Consider the following 21,119-nt stretch of genomic DNA (forward strand, 5'->3'; position numbering starts at 1 on the left):
AAAATGTCACCTTTACTAGTGTAACCACAGGGGATACTTTGTTGAACACAGGTGGCGTCAGCTTCCTTGGCGGTAGCACGGTTAGACTAAGCAGTATGGGGCTTGATAACGGCGGCAATCAGATTACTAACGTAGGTGATGGCGCGGCAGATACTGACGCTGTCAATATCAGGCAGCTAAATGGTGTGATAGAAACCGCTAACAAAGGCTGGGATATCAGTGCACAAGGTAACAGCACTACCGCAAGTAATGTAGGACCTGGTGAAGCCGTTGACTTCAATAGTAAAAATAGCAACATTAGGGTGTCTAAAACAGCAAACAGCAATGACGTCTCATTCGAGCTTAACAACAACCTAGATCTAGGCGATAACGGTAGCGTAGAAATGGGCTCAAGTTCTCCTTTTGGACTGGGTAGCACAACGACACTTGATCGCTCTGGTCTAACAACAGGTAACTCATACTTTAGTACGACTGTAGATGGCTTAGGTGTCAGAACAGGTAATGGGTTGATTAATACAACCGTTAGCAGCGTGGGTGTAGCAGTCTCAAGCCCTCTCTCTACGACCCTTCTATCCGGTAATGGACTCAATATTATCGGCGGCCCAAGCGTGACCAAATCAGGTGGTATCAATGCCGGTAACAAAAAAGTTATTAACGTTGACGACGGCGTACAGGCTAAAGACGCCGTCAATGTCAGCCAGCTTAATAGTGCATCTGCCGCTGCCAAAACAGAAGTTGCCGCAGGTACTAACGTGGCTGGTGTTGTGAAATCTACAGGTCAGAACGGTCAAGACGTCTACACCGTCAATGCAGATGGCGTTACTACTTCAGCAGGATCTTCCGCTGTTACTGTCACAGCGGGCGCCAAAGACGCGACCAACATAACCGACTATGCCGTTGACTTAAGTGCCGACAGTAAAGCGAGTCTAGTAAAAGCTGATAGCGCTATGCAAAGTGTGGTGACTCAAATCGATGGTGAAGATGTCAAGACACTGACCAAAGATAACAACACCGCTAACTTCCTTAGTGGTAAGAACATTGTTCTCAGTTCTGAAGATGGTGGTATTAAAGTTTCGACAGCAGAAAATGTCACCTTTACTAGTGTAACCACAGGGGATACTTTGTTGAACACAGGTGGTGTCAGCTTCCTTGGCGGTAGCACAGTTAGACTGAGCAGCATGGGTCTTGATAACGGCGGCAACAGAATCACTGAGGTTGCTGATGGTGAAGACGATACAGATGCCGTTAATGTTAGACAATTGAATGCAACCAACAGTACAGTTGACTTAGGGTTGGACTTTACAGGAGACGATACCGCAGTTGTCGTCAATCGTAAGTTAGGTCAAACCTTGACGATCCAAGGCGGCGCGACAGAGTTGACTGAGAATAACATCGGAGTGGTCGCTGATGAAGAAGGTAATCTAAACGTTAGATTGGCTGAAGATGTAATGCTTGGTAGAGATGGTAGCGTGAGAATGGAAAGCACGGTACTTAACAATGCAGGTGTCACCATCACTAATGGTCCTAATCAGACCATTACCTTAAGCAACGAAGGTCTTGATAATGGTAACAACAGAATTATCAAGGTTGGTGAAGGTATTGCGCCAACTGATGCTGTCAACTTTGCACAGCTCACAACGACCAATAACGAAATTGCCAAAGGTATCAAAATTGGTGATGGCAATAGCGACAACGACCAGCAGTTTGCGCTAGGTGATACGATCAATATTACTGGTGATAGTAATCTGACCACCACAGCTTCTGCAACGGGTGTCCAAGTTACGCTCAACAATCAGTTGGACTTGGGCGACGAAGGTCGTATGCAAATAGGCAATAGCATCATGAACAGCACAGGTTTTACCTTTGTTGATAATGGCATGGGTAGAACCGTCAGACTAAGCAGCACTGGCCTTGACAACGGCGGCAACCCTATCCGCAACGTTGGCAGAGGCGAGCTAAATTCTGATGCCGTAAACGTCGGGCAACTAAGAGAAGTGACCATTGCCTTGGATCGAGGTTGGGATATTACTGCTCAAGGTGATGTTGCTACTCAGGTAAGACAAGGAGATGCAATCGATCTTAATAGCAGAGACGGTAATATCAAAGTATCTAGAACCTTAGTCAATAATGGGGCTGCTCTTGATGCTAATACACGCCTAGCTGCTGTACCTGCTGGCGCTAATGATATTAGCTTTGATCTAAATCCAGACATCAGCATCGTTAGCGTCACAGCTGGCGATACGACCATCAATGATAATGGACTTACGATTGCAGGTGGCCCTAGTATCACAAAAAGTGGTATTGATGCCGCTGATAACAAGGTTACCAATGTCCAAAACGGCGAAGTGACTGCAGAAAGCCAAGATGCTATCAACGGTAGTCAGCTCTATGCACAAGGCACTGGTATCAGTAGCATCATCGGTGGCAACACGGTCTATAATCCTGACGATGGTTCTTTTACCAACAGCAATATCGGCGGAACTGGTCAAAGTAATATCGATGGTGCGATTGCTTCTATTAGACAAGGCACGATAGAAATCAATGAAAACGTACAGGTCAATACGACCAATATCACCAATAACACAACTGATATCGCGGCCAATACCACAAACATTGCTACTAATACTAGCAATATCATGACCAATACCACCAATATTACGACCAACACTACCAACATCAAGACCAACACGGATAAGCTCGATGCTGGACTCAACTTTGGTGCCGATAGTGGCGCTACCATCAACAAGCCAGTTGGGGATGAAAGTGTCCTGAGCTTCACAGGTGGTAATAACATCACCACCACCGCAGAGGGTAGTAGCATCAAGTTTGATTTGAACGGTAATATCAGCGTTGATAGTGTGACGGCTGGCAATACAGTTATCAATAGTAGTGGCATTACTATGCAAGATGGCCCAAGTATGACCTCTCAAGGTTTATATGCAGGCAATCAGCGCTTAACTGGTGTTGCTGATGGTATTGAGCCGAAAGATGCTGTCAACTACAGTCAGCTTAGTGCACTTGATAGCCGACTCAATAACAACATGAACGACCTTGGCTACAGAATCGATGAAGTAGAAGACGATGCCAATGCAGGTATCTCAGCTGCGATGGCAATGTCTGCACTACCTCAGGCCTTTATTTCAGGCAAGTCACTCATCGGTGGCGGTGTGAGTACGTACAATGGAGAAAGTGCAGTAGCTATCGGTTTCTCAAAACTCTCTAACGACGGTCGCTGGGTTATCAAAGTAAACGGTACGGCAGATACTCAAGGCAACGTCGGTGGCGCGATTGGTGCAGGGTTCCATTTTGACTAAAAAAGCTACTCAACGGTAACTGTCAGTAAGATATAAAAAGCAAGGCATTAGATGTCTTGCTTTTTTATGGGTGAAGAGTAAATATTTAATGTAATAACGATATTAATCGTATAAATCTTGACTATCATATAATCATTTCTTTAATCAATTTGCCAGTTTTAAGAAGGCAAGCATATTAAAAATATAGAGAGTAAGGATTGTTAGATTATTCGTTTTTAATTATTCAAAAACGCATTAAAAAACCCATATACAGGTTTGTTTTTAATAAGTATTCTAATAAGTACTATGATACCCAATTCTTTTACTCGTCCTATTACAGCTTGGATCACCATTGTGGTTATTGTCCTGCATGGTGTCACTGTGTGGGCGATGATGTCCCTATATAGCCCGCCGCCTATCGAGCCGAAAAATAGGCCAAAAGCCATTCAATTGGAATTAATAACGTTAGCTGAACCGGCTAAAAACTTACCTAACGCAGAATCCCAGACCAAGCCTGTATCATCTGAATCTTTACCTCCTAAAAAGTTACCAACTGAGCCAATAGAAAAAGCTGAACCCACCAAACCTTTGCCAAAGATAGAAGTTTCTACAGACTTAAAGACAGAGTCAATTGAGCCAATCATAACCAAAGTAGAAGAAAAACAAGCGACTACCGTAAAAAGTACGGAGCTGTCTAAAGAGAAGTCTGACACAGACATGCAGCCTACCAATCTGTCATCGGTACAAAAACTGACTATAACAGAATCCAGAAAAGTAGTGAGCGCCTCTAATCAAACAGGCAGCACAAAAGATAAAGAAGAGGGTGATCTGTCTGACATGATACGTAGTGTGACAGAGCAGTTTAATCACGATCAAGCTGCGCAAAAACGTTCAGCTGCCAAACAAGCCAATCAAAAGCGCGCCGAACAAGAAAAATGGCAAGCTGATTATGAGGCATTCAGCCATATGCTAGTGATGGCTGCTAATCAAGCTGAAAAGCAAGAAAACAACCAAGATATGGTAGAAGATAAGGTTAAGGAAGACTCAGTCTTTGTTGCAGAGTATGGCAGCTGGAGTAATGGGAAGGAACCTAGTACCAGTATCCCATCGCTGATATGGCGTAATATTGATCCTCAATTGGGCGATGTTTTTATCGTTATGCTGGAGCTGCACGTTGATATAGATGGTCATATCATGGAGGTGCAAGTGCTTGAGTCGTCAGGTAGTCCTGTTATTGACGCTGTCGCCACCACTCAGGTGAGAACGGGGCAACTAAATCCTATATCAAACCACGATAAGGTAGTTGATGCCATTGTACCGATGTCACTGGTTTATGAAAGACCTTAATGCCCGCTGTTCATAAGATAACAAAAAAGCAAGACTCAATCTTTTGCGCTATTAAATCTAAAAGGCGCGCTCAAAAAACCACCAGAGCGCCACTAAAATACCAATCAAAGACCCTATATAAAATATGCCCCATTTATAGAATTGCGTGTGCCGCAGCAACAATGCTATTGGAAATACCACAGCGATAAATACTAGCTGCCCCAACTCGATACCAATATTGAAGCTCAATAATGCCAGTACACGTGCGCTTGTGGCGAGTGGCAAATCTACCAACACATTGGCAAAGCCAAAGCCATGAATGAGACCAAAAAAGAAAGCCAAATAGACAGCGCGTACTCGCAGCATTGGCACCAAATTATTGAGTGCAGCAAACGCAATAGACAATGCGATAACAGATTCAATAAAGCGGGCAGGGATACTGACGATCTGTAGCGCTGCTAAGCTCAATGTGATGGAATGCGCGAGTGTAAATGATGTCGCAATCCAAAACACTTCAAGTAGCGCCGCTTTTGGATTGGCAACGGCAACTAACTGCTTTTGCTTACGAATGTATACCGCAGGAATGAGCAATACAAATAAAAACAGCAAGTGATCGAGGCCAATGAGCAGATGATGTATACCACTTTTTAGGAAGTTTGTCGCTGTCGCCATCCAGCCAGAATCAGCCCCTGACCCTAACGGGCTTTGTCCGACCGTTAAGACTTGTAGGGGTGCGTCAGAATCTGCTTGCGTCAATATTAGGCGATGATTGGCATCAATACCTGCTAATATCTGATAATCAAGATTATCGATTGGCTGCTCACAGCTTATTGCAAAATTGGTATATAAATAGTTAAAACCCCCACGTGAATTGATTGCGAGTGGTGAGAAATTTGCTGTTTGACACGTTTGTGCCGCGTTTTCTAGCTTTACTTTGGCAGTTATGAGCTGTTCTATAAGCGGCGTCTGTGATTTCACTTCTGCCCAGCTGACCTGACTGTCTTTGTTTGGATCTATATCGACGAGCAATGCCAGATCGCGCAGTGATAACTCGTATGTAGCATCGTACATAATGTTTGTGGCACTATCAGCGTCATCAATAGTAATGTTCAAATAAGCGGTACTGGACTCATGCGCTTGACTAAAAGTACAGGCGAGCATGAGCATTAGTAAAGTGAAGTAACGATAAGTGTGACTCCAAACAAGTCTGCAAAGCGCGCTCATATAGTGTCATCCTTATTCGTAGCTTGTGTACTTGAGTGCTCGTTTGTACTAACGGGCGCACTTTTAACAGGTGCATTTTGCGTTTGGATAGCTGAGTGTTGCTTGCGTACCGCTTGGCAATTTAAACAATCACTTATTTTCCCCGAGCGTAGATCACGCTCTAATGCTGGATATTGAAACTGTGTGTCGGTTATAAACTGGCGTATCAAGTCGATATCTTTTTGGCTGTTTGCCCTCAGTGCTGCGGTGGCATACAGCTCGATATCTGCTGTTTCACGTTGCTGTTGCCAGTTCTCCTGAGCCAGCCGAAGCGCTGAGTCCACTTGATTGGCAAGCAGAGCATAGGTTGCTTGTTCTCGCATATGAGCGTTTTCTTGACGTATTTGCCAGACATCAATACGTTCTTTCATCAGTGCTAAATTTTGCTTGGCTTTGGGATCATTCAATTTCATCTGAGCCGTAATAAGCCGTAGCAACAGCGCGTCTTTATCGGTATGCTCTTGTAGCAAGTCGCGAACTTGTGTGTACTCACCGATACTCAGTAGCCAATCGGCTCGAGCCATAAGTGCTGGTACGGTCTGATCATCCATGACGTCAAATACCTGCTTGGCAAGCGTGGCATCTTGACTACGCAATGCAGCGTCTGCTTGAATCAGATAGATCCAGCGTGCTGTCGATGCGTCTAGGCCAGGAGCGATAGCGGCCAGCCCACTAAGCGTTTGTTTTGCTGCATCAAGTTCCCCCGTCATGCTTTGTATTTGAGCGGCACACGCCAACTCATAAACGCGTAGAGCAGGGTCATCGAGCTGTTGGCAGTAGCTCATGGCATCGCTAAATTGCCCTTGGACGAGCAATAAAGAAGATAGTGTCAATAACGCATCTGGATGCGCAGCATCTTGACTCAAGATTTGCTTTAATAGTTCTTCTGCTTTGGCAAATTTGTGATCCGATTGAAATGCTCGCGCTTGTAGCATTAGGGTATCTATACTTTGATCTGTGGTCTGATCTAATTGTGCGCGTGCTTGTCCTAACGCTCGCGGATCACCTTGTAAATAGGCGCGTTCTAATAGCTCACTGGTTTGATCAAGGTTGTTTGACCCTGTATCCGATACAAAGTCAGCAGCGCTAAGGTAGCGCGGTGGTGGTGAGTTATCAGGTAAAGTCGCAAGAACTTGTTGATCGTCTGTGGGGATAAAAGGGGCCGCATGAACAAGCTGGCTACTGATGAGTAAAAGAAAGAATAATTCGGCAAGCGTTTTAATCCAATGCATAAAAAAGCACCTCAGATCAGTAGATAAAGAAACACCCAATCAGTGGACTGATCAGGTGCTGGAACTATCTCGCATCATATTATAGTGAAGCGTTGGGGTCTTTTATTGCAACAGGCTCTGCCAAATTGGCTTCAGGAAGTATAATTCGATCAATATCCTGAGGCTCATCGGTATCTAGATTATTGCTGGCGTCAATCACATCAGACGTTCTTTTGACAGCAAGTTCAGCTTTTGCTTGGTCTACTGCAACATCATTTTTACCTATATTTGACGAACTATCGTTATCATTGAAACAACCAGAAAGTGCAGCTGATCCAGTGATCAATACGGCTAACATTATATAGCGCATAGTATTTCTCCTTGGTTGAGTTTCAGCTTATCTGGCACCTGGGGTTGGAGTCGTCAAATAAGGAAAGGCTGAATCAAACTCGGTAGCAGGTTTGAGGGCGCCATCAGTGAGTAGTGCTTTGCCCGCTTTGGCATCAGCAGGTACGCAAGTTGCGTCAGCGGATAGACCTGCGTGACATAGGGCACCCATCGATACTCTCAATGCAATGTCAGTAACGTCATCACCAGGGCGTCTACCATTTGGGAACCCTGCAGTATCTTTGGCATCTGCTTTGGGACGACCATCGGTCTGACCAGGAATAATACTAATCACACCCAAGTCATTTTGCATGGCAGCAGGTACGGCCGCAATATCAGTATTCAAGCGCAGCATATCGGCAGGTACTTGATTTGCATTCGCAGGCTTATTAACACCAGGAACCCCCGTCAAAAATGCGGTCACTAAATCTTGACGTGGGAAGTTCGTTGGTGCAGGTGCGGTTGGGTACAAGGTTTGGATCAATGCTGGAAGGGTAGGATAAAAGACATAAGGGGCAAAATTCGCCACATCATCTTTTGGCTCTGACGCATTAAATTTGTCTTTATCTTTGAGACCAATCACTACTTCGTTGACCAGTGGCATACCCAGTCTTGAAACCTGTGTCCATGCACCGCCTTTTTTGGCAGTCGTGCTGATACCAGAAGCAGGCGAAGGGTTTACTAAGGTTGCCTGACGGACACTGGCTGTGGTCCAAGCACCAATCACAGGGTCTTTACTAGTGCTATTGACGAGGCAAGATTTGGGAACCTCCATCGCAATCGAGGTGACGTTTTTGTCTGCTAGTATGTTGGTTCCGGAAGTACGCGTGTCTAACGGGTTTAGATTCACTAAGTCAAATACTCTGCCCAAATCAATAGCAAAACCTTCAGCACGTTGACCGACAAACACTCGACCTTGACCACAGCTTCCTAAGTTCAAAGGTTTGATAAAGCTTTTTGCATATGTTGGATAGTCTGCAAACGATTTCGTTCCGATATAGTCGAATGGCTTTTGGAAGTTGCCTAAAGAGGTTCGCGCGCCGCTACGGCGATCGCCTTTGACCATCGTGACATTATAGCTTTCACTCGTTTGTACATTTGCGGCTTGTGAGGCATCGCCAGCGTTAGATAAAGGAATGGCAACCTTTGGCGTTGAGGGATTGCCGTCTGAGTCAATTTCAATACTGTTTAGGTTTTGAGTGAAATCAAATTGGAACGTGATGTCTTCAACCGCATCGCCGTTGTTATCAATATGAATCTCATAGAGTGCATCTGGATCTAAGGCGAAGTAGTTGGGCCCACCATAAGCATCTTGTAGCGGCAAATAGTTGGCAATAATCGTGACGTAATCTGCTCGATTATTCTCGTAGCTATTGAACATATAAAAGTCAGACGCATCGACTTTTGGGGTTTTGGTGATGGAAGGAGCTTCACGGTGACTTGAGGCAACGGCGCTTGCGCTTACGCACAGTGCCATTGCTGCTATTAGAGCCTTGGTAGCATGTTTCATACGGATCCTTGTAAAGAAACTTTGAGTGATAGGGCGGTTAAGAGTCGATCTCACTTGCAATTACCAGTTAACGAAATAATATCCTTATTAAGTCGTTTTTAAATATACACTCTTTTGCTGTATTGTGTCTATCAATTTATTGGTTTAAATATATTGTTATTTATCAAGAATTTGGCGCATCAGGCTGCATCATAGGATCAGCATCTGCAAAGGCTTTGAGCGTGCGACAATGCGTATCAATAGCGACAATATTAGGATAAGGAGTCAGGTCCACTTCGAAGCGCCGTGCAGAAGAAACCTGCGGGATTAAATAGCAGTCTGCAAAAGTGGGCCTATCACCATAGCAGAATTGTCCTCGGTTTTTATCTGCTACCAACCGTGTCTCTAACGCTGCAAACCCTTCAGTAATCCAACGATTGCACCATGCAATGACTGCTTCTTTATCTACTGACAACTCATTACGTAAGTACTGTAAAATGCGGCGGTTATTAATCGGATGGATATCACTGCCAATCATCGCACTTAGCGCACGCACGTGCATGCGACCAGCGGTATCTTGGGGCAATAAAGCGTGCTCAGGGTAGGTCTCTTCTAACCACTCCAAGATAGCAGGACTTTGGTATAATAATAAATCGTCCGCTTTTAGGACCGGCACCAGTCCTTGCGGATTAATCGCTTTAAATGCATCCTCTAACTGCTCATCTTGTGCCAGATTGATCGCGATATCATCATAATCTAAGCCTTTTAAATTCAAGGCAATACGGGTACGGTGAGAAGTACCACTGCGAAAATAGCCGTAAAGTGTCATCATTATTTATGTCCTTATTGTGATAGGTTATTTGTGTCAAGCTTATGTGAGATAAAGTAAGTATTATTGAGCCGTGTCACTATTAATTTGACCTGTATGTCACCGCCAGTTCATTGAGCAATTCTCATTGAACAATTCAGTATCAAGAAACAATAATTAAGTACACTAGAGACGAGCCATCATGCCAGCAGATAAAAATTTTTTAGATAAATCCGTCACGAGTAAAAACCAGAGTGGCATCCAGTCACTTGAGATTGGATTGTCGATACTAGATGTGCTTATCGATCGCAATGAGCCTATGATGCTAAAGGATATCGCTGAAACCATGCAGATGCATCCAGCAAAATCTCATCGTTACTTGGTCAGCCTCATTCGCAAAAATTACGCTCGTAAGCTTGATGATGGTCGCTACGGGCTTGGCGATAGAGTAAATGCATTGGCAGCATTAGGACATACTGAGCTCAGTCAAAACAATCTCTTGGCGCGTCTCACGCAGGTGGCCAATGAGATTAAAGATACCCTAAATTGCGGTGTACAAATTGCTAAGTGGTTTAGCGAAGGCCCAATTATTATTCAGTCCGTTGAACCAGACAGTCCGATTAGCATCATTACTCGTATTGGTTCACGTATGCCTTTGACGACATCAGCCACAGGGCAATTATTTGCCAGTTACCAACCCGATGCGGTCATTCAGCCATTGGTCAACGCTGAATGGCAGTCGAGTAATGCCGAAGCAGATATGGTAGAGAAGTGGGAGAGTTTTGCTCAGCTGCAAGCCAAAATTCGTACTCAAGGCTATGCGACGGTGACGGGCGATATGCTTATGGGTATCAACGCTATTACGATACCTGTGATATTGCCGCATCTTGCCAATAGTGTTGCCAATCTATCCGCGATGAGTGATAAAACCGCTAGCGAGGCTCTACCGCTAGAATACGCCATCACTATCATCGGAACCACAGAGCAACTGCCAATGAGTGAGCAACAGAACGTAGTCGAGCAAATACTAGCAATCGCGCAGCGCTATCAAATAGCATAGCTAAAATGTTAACTATAAGCTGACTGGCTATCGCGTTATCGCGTCGAGAGATTTATTTACTCATGTTGTCTCATTCAGTCCATCCTCTAAACCACGCAGCCGCTACTGGCCGCTTTTGCTTTTTCGTATACATTATTAGCATCTAGACCAGTGGCATTGACTTCATCTAGATAGTGCTGCGAGCCTTCCATCAATGGGCCCCTCCAGTCTGGGTCATTAAGTGGGTCAGGAATATCAATCATGACATCGCCTTTTTCTTTGGCGGCAGCCATGGCTTTGGCATTACTGATATCAAATACTTTAGAGACACGTGCTGCCATCTGCGCGCCTGAATTGCCATCAATCACTTTTTTGAGATCATCGGGCAACTTGTCATATTTGTCTTTATTCATACTGATGACAAAGGTGGAGTTATAAAAAGGAATGTTGGTATGTGTATTGATGAGCTCATCAAGACGGAAGGCCTGAATGGGTTGCCAAGTAAAGCTAAGCCCATCAATAACACCGCGCTGAAGCGAGGTATAAGTATCACTGACAGGCATGCCAACGGGTGCGGCACCAGTCGCCTCGATAATGTGGCTAGCAACGGCAGAAGGTTGGCGAATACGTAAGCCTTTCATATCGGCTGGCGTGCGAATCGGTTTATCAACCGTATGAAGGGCGCCTTGTCCTGTCCCAATGAGCGCGAGCAAGTGAGTATCTTCGTACTCATTTTTAATGACGCCCTCATCATAAAGTTTATGAAGGATACAGCTTTGCTGCTGTGCGGTATTGGTAATACCTGGCAGTTCTACAATCTGCGTCAAAGGAAACCGTCCTGCTGTATATCCTTGTGCTTGCATACCGATATCGACGATGCCTTTTGCAGTCGCATCATAGGTGGCACCTGGCTTACTGAGAGTAGCAGAGGGGTAAATCTCAATCTTTAAACGACCATTTGAGTCTTCTTCGATTTTCTTTGCCCATGGCTCCAATGCTTCGGTATTGATGTTGTCATTGGCCGTCATAAAATGTGAAAATCTCAGTGTCGTCACGTCGCTTGTATTGACATCCGCGCTTGAGGCTTGTTCATTTTGATCGTTGTTAGAGCAGCCAGTCATCGCAACTGAGGCCGCTAAGAGTATGCCTAAAGGGAATTTTACTTTCATCATTGAGTCCTTTCATGATGGTTAAATATGGTTCGCAAGCTATGCCATCTCTTTATTATTTTGAACTGATCACTACTTATTTAATTTCAAAATAATGATTGATAGATAATGTAAAAAAGGTAGCAAGTAGAAAGACGACGCAGTTACTCTCCGACAGGTGCAACGTCGCGTGCTTCAGCCAACTCATCACTATGCAAAAACTGCGTATGTGCTGGCGCGCGTTTGGTGCGCGACCACTCATCTAGCATGTCTTGCTTGATGGCATCTGTAATCATCGAGACTTTATCTTCTGAGGTCGGGTCGTCATAGGTCAACTCGAGACGATGTCCATTAGGATCGAAGAAATATATCGAGTGAAAGATACCGTGATTGGTCACGCCAATGACATCAATACCTGCGGCCTCAAGATGCTCTTTGGCAACCATTAGCTCATCACGATCTTTGACTTTTAGCGCCAAGTGTTGCACCCAGTTTGGGGTATTGGGGTCAAAGCCCATTTCAGGCTGGTTGGGCACTTCAAAAAATGCCAATACATTACCATTACCAGCGTCCAAAAAGACGTGCATATAAGGGTCAAAGGCTTTGGTTGAAGGTACATGGTCTTCTGCAAATGCCAAGATAAAATCCATATTAAGGTTTTTCTTGTACCATTCGACGGTTTCTTTGGCATCCTTGCAGCGATAAGCCACGTGATGGATTTTTTCAATTTGAAAGCTCATATCAAACTCCTTTTGATAAGGCGTAGCGTGAATGCAAGAGGAACGATGCCCGTACTAATAGACCAAATGTCATGATGGTTCTGACGGCTCAAATCTACTGTCACTACGCCTTTTTCCTATTCCACTATTATTCGTTAAAATTAAAGTTAAGCGCAGGCAATACTTTGCCACGTACTTCACCAAAGCCAACACGCACGCCATCTTTTTCGCTATAGCCTTTCATAATGACGGTATCGCCATCTTCGATGAAGGTGCGCGACTCACCGCCCTCAAGTGTTACTGGTTTAGTAGCATTCCAAGCAATCTCTAGCATCGAGCCATAAGAATCAGGCGTTGGCCCTGAAATTGTGCCCGAGCCCATCATGTCACCGACTTCTACTTTACAGCCAGTGATGGTGTGATGCGTCAGCTGCTGCGCCATTGACCAGTACATGTATTTAAAATTGGTCTCGCAAATGACTGTCGCTGTTTTTGCATTTTCAGGCAGTAGTTCGACTGATAGATTGATGTCAAAACTGTTATCACTCGCTTTTTCGTTCAAATAAGCAAGCGGCTTGGGTTCTTGGGTTGGGCAAGCGGTGCTAAATGGCGCCAATGCATCCATAGTCACAATCCAAGGAGAAACTTGCGAGGCGAACGTCTTAGCATTGAAAGGACCTAGCGGCACATATTCCCACTTTTGGATATCTCGAGCTGACCAGTCGTTGAGTAGTACCATGCCAAAGATATGATCAGCCGCTTCATCTACGGCGATTGGTTGACCAATATGGTTGCCTTTGCCCACGACAAAAGCGGTCTCGAGCTCAAAATCCAAACGCTTACAGGCAGAGAAAATAGGACGGTCATCAGGGTTGGGCTTTAGCTGACCTGAGGGACGTACGACATCATTTCCACTGACGATGACAGTACTAGCGCGTCCGTTATAACCAACTGGCATTTCGGTCCAGTTAGGTAGCAGGGCATTGTTTGGATCGCGGAACATCGTACCGACGTTGGTCGCGTGTTCTTTCGATGAATAAAAATCGGTAAAGCCCGGCACTTGAACGGGCAGGTGCATGGTGACGTCTGCTTGCTTGAACAGGGCTTTGTTCTGCAAGTCCGTATTGTCACGTAACGTGTCATTATCGCTAGACAGTAGCGTTTGAATGGTCGTGCGTGCTTGCATCCAATTGTCTCGACCAGAGTCGATAAAGGCGTTTAGCGTCGGCTGATCAAAATAAGGCCCGCCATTTAGACTCAATAATCCTTCTGATTCTAATACAGACAAGTCGAGCACATGCTCACCAATGGCAACCCCTGCACGGCGAGCGCCGTCTCTGGTTTCGCTAAAGATGCCATAAGGCAGATTATGGATAGAAAAATCAGAGTCTGCTTTGATGTCGATAAAAGAAGTGAGAGTACTGTCAGTCGTTGACATGATTTGCTCCTTGCTAAAAATATAATTTAATTACGTTATAGTTAATGACTTACGTATAATGTAATTTATTGATATGTTGATTGCAAGTTTTTTGTGCCATGTCTTTTGCTTGCTGATTGATGAAACAAACCCTAAGCACAAAAAAAGGCCGAGCAATCGCTCAGCCTTTTTTCATTTCTTAGTCTTTACTTCTGATGAATTTAGTCTTTTAAAACATCTGCCATCGCGTTGGCCACATAGTCGATGTTGCTGGTATTTAGGCCAGCTACACACATACGTGAGTTAGATACCATATAAATACCATACTCGCTTTGTAGGCGCTCGACCTGTTCAGGCGTCAATCCAGTAAAGCTAAACATACCGTTTTGACGCGTGATGTAGTCAAAGTTACGGTTAGGGATTTTTGCTTCTAGTACCGATTTTAGCTTTAGGCGCATGGCTTTGATACGGTCACGCATAGCATAGACTTCGCCAACCCACTGCTCATGTAGTGCTCCATCGTTCATGACGATATCAACCACATGACCACCATGTGATGGCGGGCTTGAGTAGATGCGGCGTACCATCGCATTTAGCTGACCAAATACGCGCTCGGCTTCATCTACGGTGAGACAGACAACTGACAGACCGCCAACGCGCTCGCCATATAGCGATAGGTTTTTAGAGAATGAGTTGCTAACAAACAGTGGCAAGCCCATCTCAACGGCTTTACGAATAGCGTAAGCATCGCTGTCCATGTCTTCGCCAAACCCTTGGTAAGCGATATCCATGAATGGAATCAATTCACGTGCTTTGATGACGTTGAGTACCGTGTCCCATTGCGCTTGAGTCAAATCCAGCCCCGTTGGATTGTGGCAACAAGGATGTAGCAAGATGACATCGTTTTTGTTCAATGTCTCAAAAAACGCAATCATCTCATCAAATTTGATGCTGCTGTTGGCTTTGTCGTAGTACGGGTATTTGCCCACTTCAACGTCAGAGCCTTCAAAGATAGCGATATGATTGCCCCACGTCGGGTCACTGACATAGCACTTAGACTGTGGGAACCATTCATGGATAAACTCAGCGCCCACTTTTAGCGCGCCAGAACCACCGATAGTGGCGATGGTCGCGACCAAACCGTCTTGTAAGATTTGCGCGTCTTTACCAAACAATAATTCCTGACAGCCTTTACGGTGTCCCGGCAACCCTGCCATCGGTAGATAGGGGCGCGGGGCGATAGGATCAGCAATGCGTGCCTCGGCGATTTTGACACACTCGAGTACAGGCAGGACGCCATTTTCGTCGTAATAAATACCAATGCCCAAGTTGACCTTGTTAGGATTGCTATCTGCTGAGTATTTTTCCATCAGACCCAAAATTGGATCGCCAGCGTAATAATCGATACGTTCAAACATGCCATTTCCTTATAAGAATATAAACCAAGCAGCCGAAAATCATAGAGCAAATTGCCGATGAACTCAACATGAGAGTGGGTTATCTTGAGCAATTAATAAAATAAATCACCAAATATCTTATCTCTCTGTCTAGCAGACGAGTTTACGGCGTGATGCATCACTTAATCGACAGCGTTTCAGGCTGATGCAAGTCGTTGTAGTGGGTGGCAAAGTACGTTTGCAAAAACTGCTTAAAGGCAATCGTAGCAGGGGACAATGCCCGTGAGGCGCGCTGATAGATAAAGAACTGACGCATTTTTACCGGTTGCGTGAGGGGGCGCATTTGTAAGCCGTTGGCGCTGACCCAATCAATGACCTCGGGCATATAAGGGAGGCATAAGGTAATGCCAAACCCTTGGCGGGTCATCTCAAGCGCGGTGGACATAAAGTTCACCTTGTAGCGTGCTTGCTGAACGTGAGTGGCAATAGCATCATCCAGCTCGGCGGTCACCTGCTCAAGAAATGGACCTTGTAGGGTAATAAGCGGAATATCTAATAAATCCTGCCAAGTAATTTCGGTTTTTTGCGCCAATGCATGGTTGTCTGGCATAACCACGCAAAATGGCAGCTTGTATAACAGATCAGCACCGATATCATCTTCAGTCTCTATAAAACTAAGCTCAGTCCCAACCCCCAAATCAACCTCAATGTCTTGGACATGCTTGAGCAAATTCTCTGCTGAGCAATCCAGTAGTGACACCCCAATGTTTGGATATTCCTTAGCAAATTGTGCGATGACGGCGGGCAGGGAGGACGCTGCAAACTGTGACACCGCTAAGCGTACCTGACCCTGAGCCAAGCTGGTCAAGCTGCTCGCTTCATTTTCGAACAGCTGCATCTCATTCAAAATACGCCGCGCCTGTGGCAACAGATGTCGTCCTACTGCCGACAAAGACAGCTGTCGGGTAGTACGGTCAAATAACACGATGCCGAGGCCAGTCTCTAGCTCTTTGATCAGTCCGCTAACAGCAGACTGGGTTAGATACATCTGTTCGCTGGCACGAGTGAAACTGCCGTTGTCAGCGACTTTGATAAATGCGGTCAATTGGCGAATGCTGATATTCATAAGTAAACCTGATAAATAAATCATAAAAAACAATTAGTCTTATAAATAAAGCTAATCTAATATAAATACAACGTCAACAATAAAGATTGATTACCAATCGTTTTATCGACTTTTACTACTAATTGGCTTTACGACTAATTGACATTAAGGATGATTGCAATGGCAGATTTATTTGATAACCCAATGGGACTAAACGGGTTTGATTTCGTCGAGTTCGCTTCCCCTCAGCCTGATGCGGTCGACGCATTGTTCAAACAGCTGGGATTTGCACATATCGCTAATCACAGATCAAAAGACGTGGCGCTATATCGCCAAGGTGACATCAACCTGATCCTAAACCGCGAGCCAAAAAGCCAAGCCAGTTACTTCGTTGAAGAGCATGGCGCTGGTGCTTGCAGCATGGGCTTTCGGGTAAAAGATGCCAAAAAAGCATACGAGCGTGCTGTGGAAATGGGCGCGCAGCCAGTAGAGGTGCCAACTGGCGTGATGGAGCTGAGACTGCCAGCGATCAAAGGTATCGGCGGCTCACTGATCTATTTGATTGACCGTTATAAAGACGGCGAATCTATCTATGATGTCGACTTTGAGTTCTTTGCAGATGTGGATAGAAACCCTGTCGGCTATGGCTTCAAAGTCATCGATCATCTCACGCACAACGTCTATCGCGGACGCATGGCGTACTGGGCAAAATTCTATGAGCGCATCTTTAATTTCCGCGAGATTCGCTATTTTGATATCAAAGGCGAGTACACGGGGCTGACCAGTAAGGCCATGACCGCACCGGATGGCAAAATCCGTATTCCGCTCAATGAAGAAGCCAAGCAGGGCGGTGGACAGATCGAAGAGTACTTAATGCACTTCAATGGCGAGGGGATTCAGCACATTGCGCTCGCCAGTGATGACTTGTTTGCCAGTATCGATATGCTAAAAGCCGCCGGTATTCCACTTATGACTGCACCAAATGCAGCCTACTACGAGATGCTGAGCGAGCGCTTACCAAACCATGGTGAAAACGTTGCTGACTTGCAAACGCGCGGTATCTTATTAGACGGTACAACAGAGGGCGGCGCACCGCGTCTACTGCTACAGATTTTCTCTGAGACCATCTTAGGCAGTCCAGTATTTTTTGAATTTATCCAGCGTAAAGGGGATTATGCAGACGGTTTTGGTGAAGGTAATTTCAAAGCATTGTTTGAATCGATAGAGCGTGACCAAGTGCGTCGTGGCACAGTCGGTCAGCAAGAGACCAATCAGTCAGAAACAGAAACGCCGTAGATCACACTACATTTAGAAAAAATTTAAAAAACAAACGGACAAGGCAAAAGGAATTTGGCTTGTCCTTAATAGACACACTTTAACAGGTACTTTTTAATAGATACGTTACTGACAAGTATAGATATAAAGGTAACGTACTCACTGCGATAAAAGGAACACAGGCATGGAACGCCTCTCACAGATAGATTCTTCTAATACGGCCATCGGTGCCAATAGTTCTGTAGTCAATCAGCAGGGTGGTGATGCGTCTGCTCATCATAACGCGACCGATAAAAAGCAACCCTACATCTCACATCAGCCTCATGCCAACGGTCATATTCATTATAGTGATGATGAAAATGCAATGTGGCAAGCGTTGCTTACGCGTCAAGCTGAGCAAACGCCCAATCGCGCTTGCTCAGCATATCTAGAGGGCTTGACTAAGTTAAACCTACCGACGACATATATCCCGCAGTTGCATGATATTGACGAGGTATTGCAAGCGACTACCGGTTGGCAAACCGCTGCGGTGCCTGCATTAATCAGCTTCGGTAAATTCTTCAAATTGCTCGCCAATAAATCCTTTCCTGTCGCGACGTTTATTCGCCGATTTGAGGACATGGACTATATCGAAGAGCCGGATATTTTTCACGAAATCGTTGGGCACTGCCCGCTATTGACTCATCCAGCATTTGCAGCTTTTAACGAGACGTATGGCAAGCTTGGTCTGAGTGCAACCAAAGAAGAAAGATGGTTTTTAGCACGGCTGTATTGGTTTACCATCGAGTTTGGCTTGGTGGGTAGTCAGCCTGAAGGCCGTAGAATCTACGGCGGTGGTATATTGAGCTCGCCTTCTGAAACCATCTATGCGCTTGATCAGATGCCGCAAGGGCTTACAATCGCTCAAAATAAGCCGCAATCTCAACCTGAACACCGAGCATTTGATTTGCTTGATGTATTGCGTACGCCTTATCGTATTGATCAAATACAGCCGATTTATTATGTGATTGACGAATTAGATACGCTATTTGATATCGTTGATAGCGACATCATGGGTACGGTCAAGCAGGCGATGTCACTTGGGTTGTTTGAGCCGTCCTATCCAGAAAAAACCCGTTAGAATTTAAATGTAAACGTAAATGCAATCACTTCAGTGCGGAGAATTGAAATAGCGGTACAGTTATTTCAACATGGATGTACGAGTATTAAAAAAACAGCTATTAAAAACAAACAACTTAAAAGGATTTTATTATGACAGCACTATCACAAAACAGTTGCGAAGCTTGCCGAATTGGCGCACCAAAAGTCGACGATGCCGAGGCACGCGAACTATTACCACAAATTCCTGATTGGTCATTGATTGAGGTAGATGGTATCCAGCAATTGCAGCGTCAGTACAAATTTAAAAACTTCGTCGCAGCGATGGCATTTGCCAACCAATTGGCAGACATTGCTGAAGCAGAAGGGCATCATCCGGGTATATTGGTAGAGTGGGGCAAAGCAACGGTCACATGGTGGTCACACAGTATCAAAGGTCTGCATCGTAATGATTTCGTCATGGCGGCTAAAACCGATGAGTTACTTGATAAGTAACTCGTAACCCATTCGGTTATTCACTAGCAAACCAGTTCTCTAACGCTCCCAAATTCAAACCCAATCTAATGCCAGCCTGAGCTGGCATTTTAAGGATGTGTCATGCCACCAAAACCGCTCACCCAGATCAGCGCCAAGCTCGCCTTTGTTATCTCCGCCATCGTCATCGCCATCATGGGTATTACCATGATTGGCTTTGGCTGGGTACCGCATTTGTCTCTCATCCTTGCCATCTGTGTGCTACTGGCTATTGGTATGACCAAAGGTCTGAGCTTTGATGACATGCAAGCACAAATGGCCTCAGGCGTCATGCGCGGTATCGGCGCCATCTACCTGTTCTTCTTTATTGGTCTGATGGTTGCCGCTCTCATGATGTCAGGGGCCATTCCCACACTTATGTATTTTGGCTTTCAGCTGATCTCACCTGAGTACTACTATATTTCTGCCTTTATCTTGACGTCTATTATTGGTATTGCTCTGGGGAGTAGTTTGACGACCGCTGCCACCTTAGGTGTCGCCTTTATTGGCATGAGCAATGCCTTTGATGCCAATGTGGCGATAGCAGCAGGTGCGGTGGTATCAGGTGCGTTCTTTGGCGATAAGATGTCGCCCTTGTCTGATACTTGTACGATTGCATCCTCTGTGGTGGGTATTGATCTGTTTGAGCATATTCGCAACATGATGTATACGACAGTCCCTGCGTGGATACTGACAGTTATCTTGTTCTGGATGTTCTCAGGCCAGACGACCAGTGCTGATCTGAGTCAAGTCACCATACTACAAGGTCAGCTAATAGAGAGTGGTCTGGTACATGGGTATTCGGTATTACCCTTTGTGATATTGGTAGGGTTAGCCCTGTTTCGGGTCAATGCGATTTATACGATTATCTGCACCATTGCCGCAGCGCTGATCATTACTTATATCCATAGCTCACCAAGCTTTGGTCAACTGGGCGGCTATCTGTTTGCCGGTTATGCGCCTGCTGAGTCATTAGAGTTAGGTGAGGTGGGTGGTATGCTGTCACGCGGCGGTGTACAGAGTATGTTCTTTACTCAGGCGATTGTGATATTGGCATTAAGCTTGGGTGGTCTGTTGACGGCACTAGGGATTCTACCTGCATTACTATCCGGTATTAAAGATACACTGACGACGTCTGGACGAGCGATCTTTGCGGCAGCGATGTCGGCATTGAGCATTAATGTGCTGATCGGTGAGCAGTATTTGAGTATTCTATTATCTGGTACGGCGTTTCGTTCAACGTTTGAGCGTCTGCAACTACATCCGAAGAATCTGTCTCGGACGATTGAGGATGCGGGAACGGTGATCAATCCACTAGTGCCTTGGAGTGTGTGCGGGGTGTTTATCAGTCAGGCATTAGGGGTGCCGGTATTAGAGTATTTGCCGTATGCGTTTTTCTGTTATTTGTCATTGCTATTAACACTGCTGTTTGGCTTTACTGGAGTGACGATTAGTAAAAGGGTGAGCAGGTAGTAATTTTAATAAGGACAGTTTATAGATAGTGCTACTTTTATAATAGTTAACTTATTTCTTATCTTAAGATCCGAAGCATATATTAGTACAGTTATTTGTGGTGAGACACGTATTGCTTTATTTGAGAGTGTAGATATCTGATATCTGAACGTGACAGT

General features: G+C 45.1%; 17 protein-coding genes. 7 read left to right on the forward strand and 10 right to left on the reverse strand.

Annotated features, from left to right (window positions below; all coding sequences use genetic code 11):
• Together I3255_RS05835 and I3255_RS05840 are read left to right on the forward strand one after the other, a co-directional pair.
• Positions 1-3,314: YadA-like family protein (locus tag I3255_RS05835; RefSeq protein ID WP_238037812.1), on the forward strand; the 3,314-nt coding region annotated here is incomplete at its 5' end.
• Positions 3,315-3,599: 285 nt separating this feature from the next.
• Complete coding sequence (locus I3255_RS05840) at positions 3,600-4,640, forward strand: energy transducer TonB (protein ID WP_238037815.1); 1,041 nt, start codon at positions 3,600-3,602, stop codon at positions 4,638-4,640.
• A 57-nt stretch (positions 4,641-4,697) separates the two neighbouring features.
• Here the strand turns inward: I3255_RS05840 and I3255_RS05845 are convergent, their stop codons facing one another.
• The 5 genes from I3255_RS05845 to maiA all read right to left on the reverse strand — a co-directional run bounded on the left by I3255_RS05845 (position 4,698) and on the right by maiA (position 9,798).
• Complete coding sequence (locus I3255_RS05845; protein WP_238037818.1) at positions 4,698-5,843, reverse strand: HupE/UreJ family protein; 1,146 nt, start codon at positions 5,841-5,843, stop codon at positions 4,698-4,700.
• Positions 5,840-7,114, reverse strand: a complete 1,275-nt coding sequence (locus tag I3255_RS05850; protein WP_238037821.1) for a tetratricopeptide repeat protein — start codon at positions 7,112-7,114, stop codon at positions 5,840-5,842. Before I3255_RS05850 ends, I3255_RS05845 begins: the two co-directional genes overlap by 4 nt.
• A gap of 79 nt (positions 7,115-7,193) precedes the next feature.
• The gene (locus I3255_RS05855) at positions 7,194-7,463 is read right to left on the reverse strand and encodes a hypothetical protein (protein ID WP_238037823.1); all 270 of its coding nucleotides are present in this window, start codon (positions 7,461-7,463) and stop codon (positions 7,194-7,196) included.
• Between the two features lie 27 nt (positions 7,464-7,490).
• Positions 7,491-8,990, reverse strand: a complete 1,500-nt coding sequence (locus I3255_RS05860) for a DUF4331 domain-containing protein (RefSeq protein ID WP_238037825.1) — start codon at positions 8,988-8,990, stop codon at positions 7,491-7,493.
• 163 nt (positions 8,991-9,153) lie between these two features.
• Positions 9,154-9,798 carry a maleylacetoacetate isomerase gene (maiA, locus tag I3255_RS05865; protein WP_238038213.1) on the reverse strand — a complete coding sequence of 215 codons (645 nt, stop codon included), beginning with the start codon at positions 9,796-9,798 and terminating at the stop codon, positions 9,154-9,156.
• Positions 9,799-9,979: 181 nt separating this feature from the next.
• On the opposite strand from maiA, the gene I3255_RS05870 reads away from it, so the two are divergent.
• Positions 9,980-10,837, forward strand: coding sequence for an IclR family transcriptional regulator C-terminal domain-containing protein (locus I3255_RS05870; protein WP_238037827.1), 858 nt, complete (start codon positions 9,980-9,982; stop codon positions 10,835-10,837).
• 86 nt (positions 10,838-10,923) lie between these two features.
• Here the strand turns inward: I3255_RS05870 and I3255_RS05875 are convergent, their stop codons facing one another.
• The 5 genes from I3255_RS05875 to I3255_RS05895 form a co-directional block, all read right to left on the reverse strand.
• The gene (locus I3255_RS05875; RefSeq protein WP_238037828.1) at positions 10,924-11,985 is read right to left on the reverse strand and encodes a TRAP transporter substrate-binding protein; all 1,062 of its coding nucleotides are present in this window, start codon (positions 11,983-11,985) and stop codon (positions 10,924-10,926) included.
• Positions 11,986-12,128: 143 nt separating this feature from the next.
• A complete protein-coding gene (locus I3255_RS05880) occupies positions 12,129-12,704 on the reverse strand; it encodes a VOC family protein (protein ID WP_201602438.1) in 576 nt (191 codons plus the stop codon).
• A 127-nt stretch (positions 12,705-12,831) separates the two neighbouring features.
• A complete protein-coding gene (gene fahA, locus I3255_RS05885; protein WP_238037830.1) occupies positions 12,832-14,121 on the reverse strand; it encodes a fumarylacetoacetase in 1,290 nt (429 codons plus the stop codon).
• 200 nt (positions 14,122-14,321) lie between these two features.
• A complete protein-coding gene (locus I3255_RS05890) occupies positions 14,322-15,518 on the reverse strand; it encodes an amino acid aminotransferase (RefSeq protein ID WP_238037831.1) in 1,197 nt (398 codons plus the stop codon).
• A 157-nt stretch (positions 15,519-15,675) separates the two neighbouring features.
• On the reverse strand, positions 15,676-16,623 hold the full coding sequence (locus I3255_RS05895; protein WP_201602429.1) for a LysR family transcriptional regulator: 948 nt from the start codon (positions 16,621-16,623) through the stop codon (positions 15,676-15,678).
• Between the two features lie 159 nt (positions 16,624-16,782).
• Here I3255_RS05895 and hppD point away from each other — a divergent pair, with 159 nt between their 5' ends.
• The 4 genes from hppD (at position 16,783) to I3255_RS05915 (ending at position 20,961) form a co-directional block, all read left to right on the forward strand.
• Positions 16,783-17,898 (forward strand): 4-hydroxyphenylpyruvate dioxygenase, encoded by a 1,116-nt coding sequence (gene hppD / locus I3255_RS05900; protein WP_238037833.1) that lies wholly within the window; start codon positions 16,783-16,785, stop codon positions 17,896-17,898.
• Positions 17,899-18,061: 163 nt separating this feature from the next.
• Positions 18,062-18,997, forward strand: a complete 936-nt coding sequence (gene phhA / locus I3255_RS05905) for a phenylalanine 4-monooxygenase (RefSeq protein ID WP_238037835.1) — start codon at positions 18,062-18,064, stop codon at positions 18,995-18,997.
• 131 nt (positions 18,998-19,128) lie between these two features.
• On the forward strand, positions 19,129-19,470 hold the full coding sequence (locus I3255_RS05910) for a 4a-hydroxytetrahydrobiopterin dehydratase (protein ID WP_201602423.1): 342 nt from the start codon (positions 19,129-19,131) through the stop codon (positions 19,468-19,470).
• 102 nt (positions 19,471-19,572) lie between these two features.
• On the forward strand, positions 19,573-20,961 hold the full coding sequence (locus I3255_RS05915) for a Na+/H+ antiporter NhaC family protein (RefSeq protein WP_238037838.1): 1,389 nt from the start codon (positions 19,573-19,575) through the stop codon (positions 20,959-20,961).
• Positions 20,962-21,119: the final 158 nt, after the last annotated feature.

Origin of the sequence: Psychrobacter sp. Ps6 (genome assembly GCF_022129235.1) — a bacterium.
Taxonomy (GTDB): Bacteria; Pseudomonadota; Gammaproteobacteria; order Pseudomonadales; family Moraxellaceae; genus Psychrobacter.

Bases quoted from the DNA above. Each gene is read 5' to 3' on its own strand.
- I3255_RS05880 (WP_201602438.1), bottom strand. From the start codon at position 12,704: ATGAGCTTTCAAATTGAAAAAATCCATCACGTGGCTTATCGCTGCAAG.
- I3255_RS05860 (WP_238037825.1), bottom strand. From the start codon at position 8,990: ATGAAACATGCTACCAAGGCTCTAATAGCAGCAATGGCACTGTGCGTA.
- fahA (WP_238037830.1), bottom strand. From the start codon at position 14,121: ATGTCAACGACTGACAGTACTCTCACTTCTTTTATCGACATCAAAGCA.
- I3255_RS05855 (WP_238037823.1), bottom strand. From the start codon at position 7,463: ATGCGCTATATAATGTTAGCCGTATTGATCACTGGATCAGCTGCACTT.
- I3255_RS05850 (WP_238037821.1), bottom strand. From the start codon at position 7,114: ATGCATTGGATTAAAACGCTTGCCGAATTATTCTTTCTTTTACTCATC.
- hppD (WP_238037833.1), top strand. From the start codon at position 16,783: ATGGCAGATTTATTTGATAACCCAATGGGACTAAACGGGTTTGATTTC.
- I3255_RS05915 (WP_238037838.1), top strand. From the start codon at position 19,573: ATGCCACCAAAACCGCTCACCCAGATCAGCGCCAAGCTCGCCTTTGTT.
- I3255_RS05845 (WP_238037818.1), bottom strand. From the start codon at position 5,843: ATGAGCGCGCTTTGCAGACTTGTTTGGAGTCACACTTATCGTTACTTC.
- maiA (WP_238038213.1), bottom strand. From the start codon at position 9,798: ATGACACTTTACGGCTATTTTCGCAGTGGTACTTCTCACCGTACCCGT.
- I3255_RS05895 (WP_201602429.1), bottom strand. From the start codon at position 16,623: ATGAATATCAGCATTCGCCAATTGACCGCATTTATCAAAGTCGCTGAC.
- I3255_RS05890 (WP_238037831.1), bottom strand. From the start codon at position 15,518: ATGTTTGAACGTATCGATTATTACGCTGGCGATCCAATTTTGGGTCTG.
- I3255_RS05870 (WP_238037827.1), top strand. From the start codon at position 9,980: ATGCCAGCAGATAAAAATTTTTTAGATAAATCCGTCACGAGTAAAAAC.
- phhA (WP_238037835.1), top strand. From the start codon at position 18,062: ATGGAACGCCTCTCACAGATAGATTCTTCTAATACGGCCATCGGTGCC.
- I3255_RS05875 (WP_238037828.1), bottom strand. From the start codon at position 11,985: ATGAAAGTAAAATTCCCTTTAGGCATACTCTTAGCGGCCTCAGTTGCG.
- I3255_RS05840 (WP_238037815.1), top strand. From the start codon at position 3,600: ATGATACCCAATTCTTTTACTCGTCCTATTACAGCTTGGATCACCATT.
- I3255_RS05910 (WP_201602423.1), top strand. From the start codon at position 19,129: ATGACAGCACTATCACAAAACAGTTGCGAAGCTTGCCGAATTGGCGCA.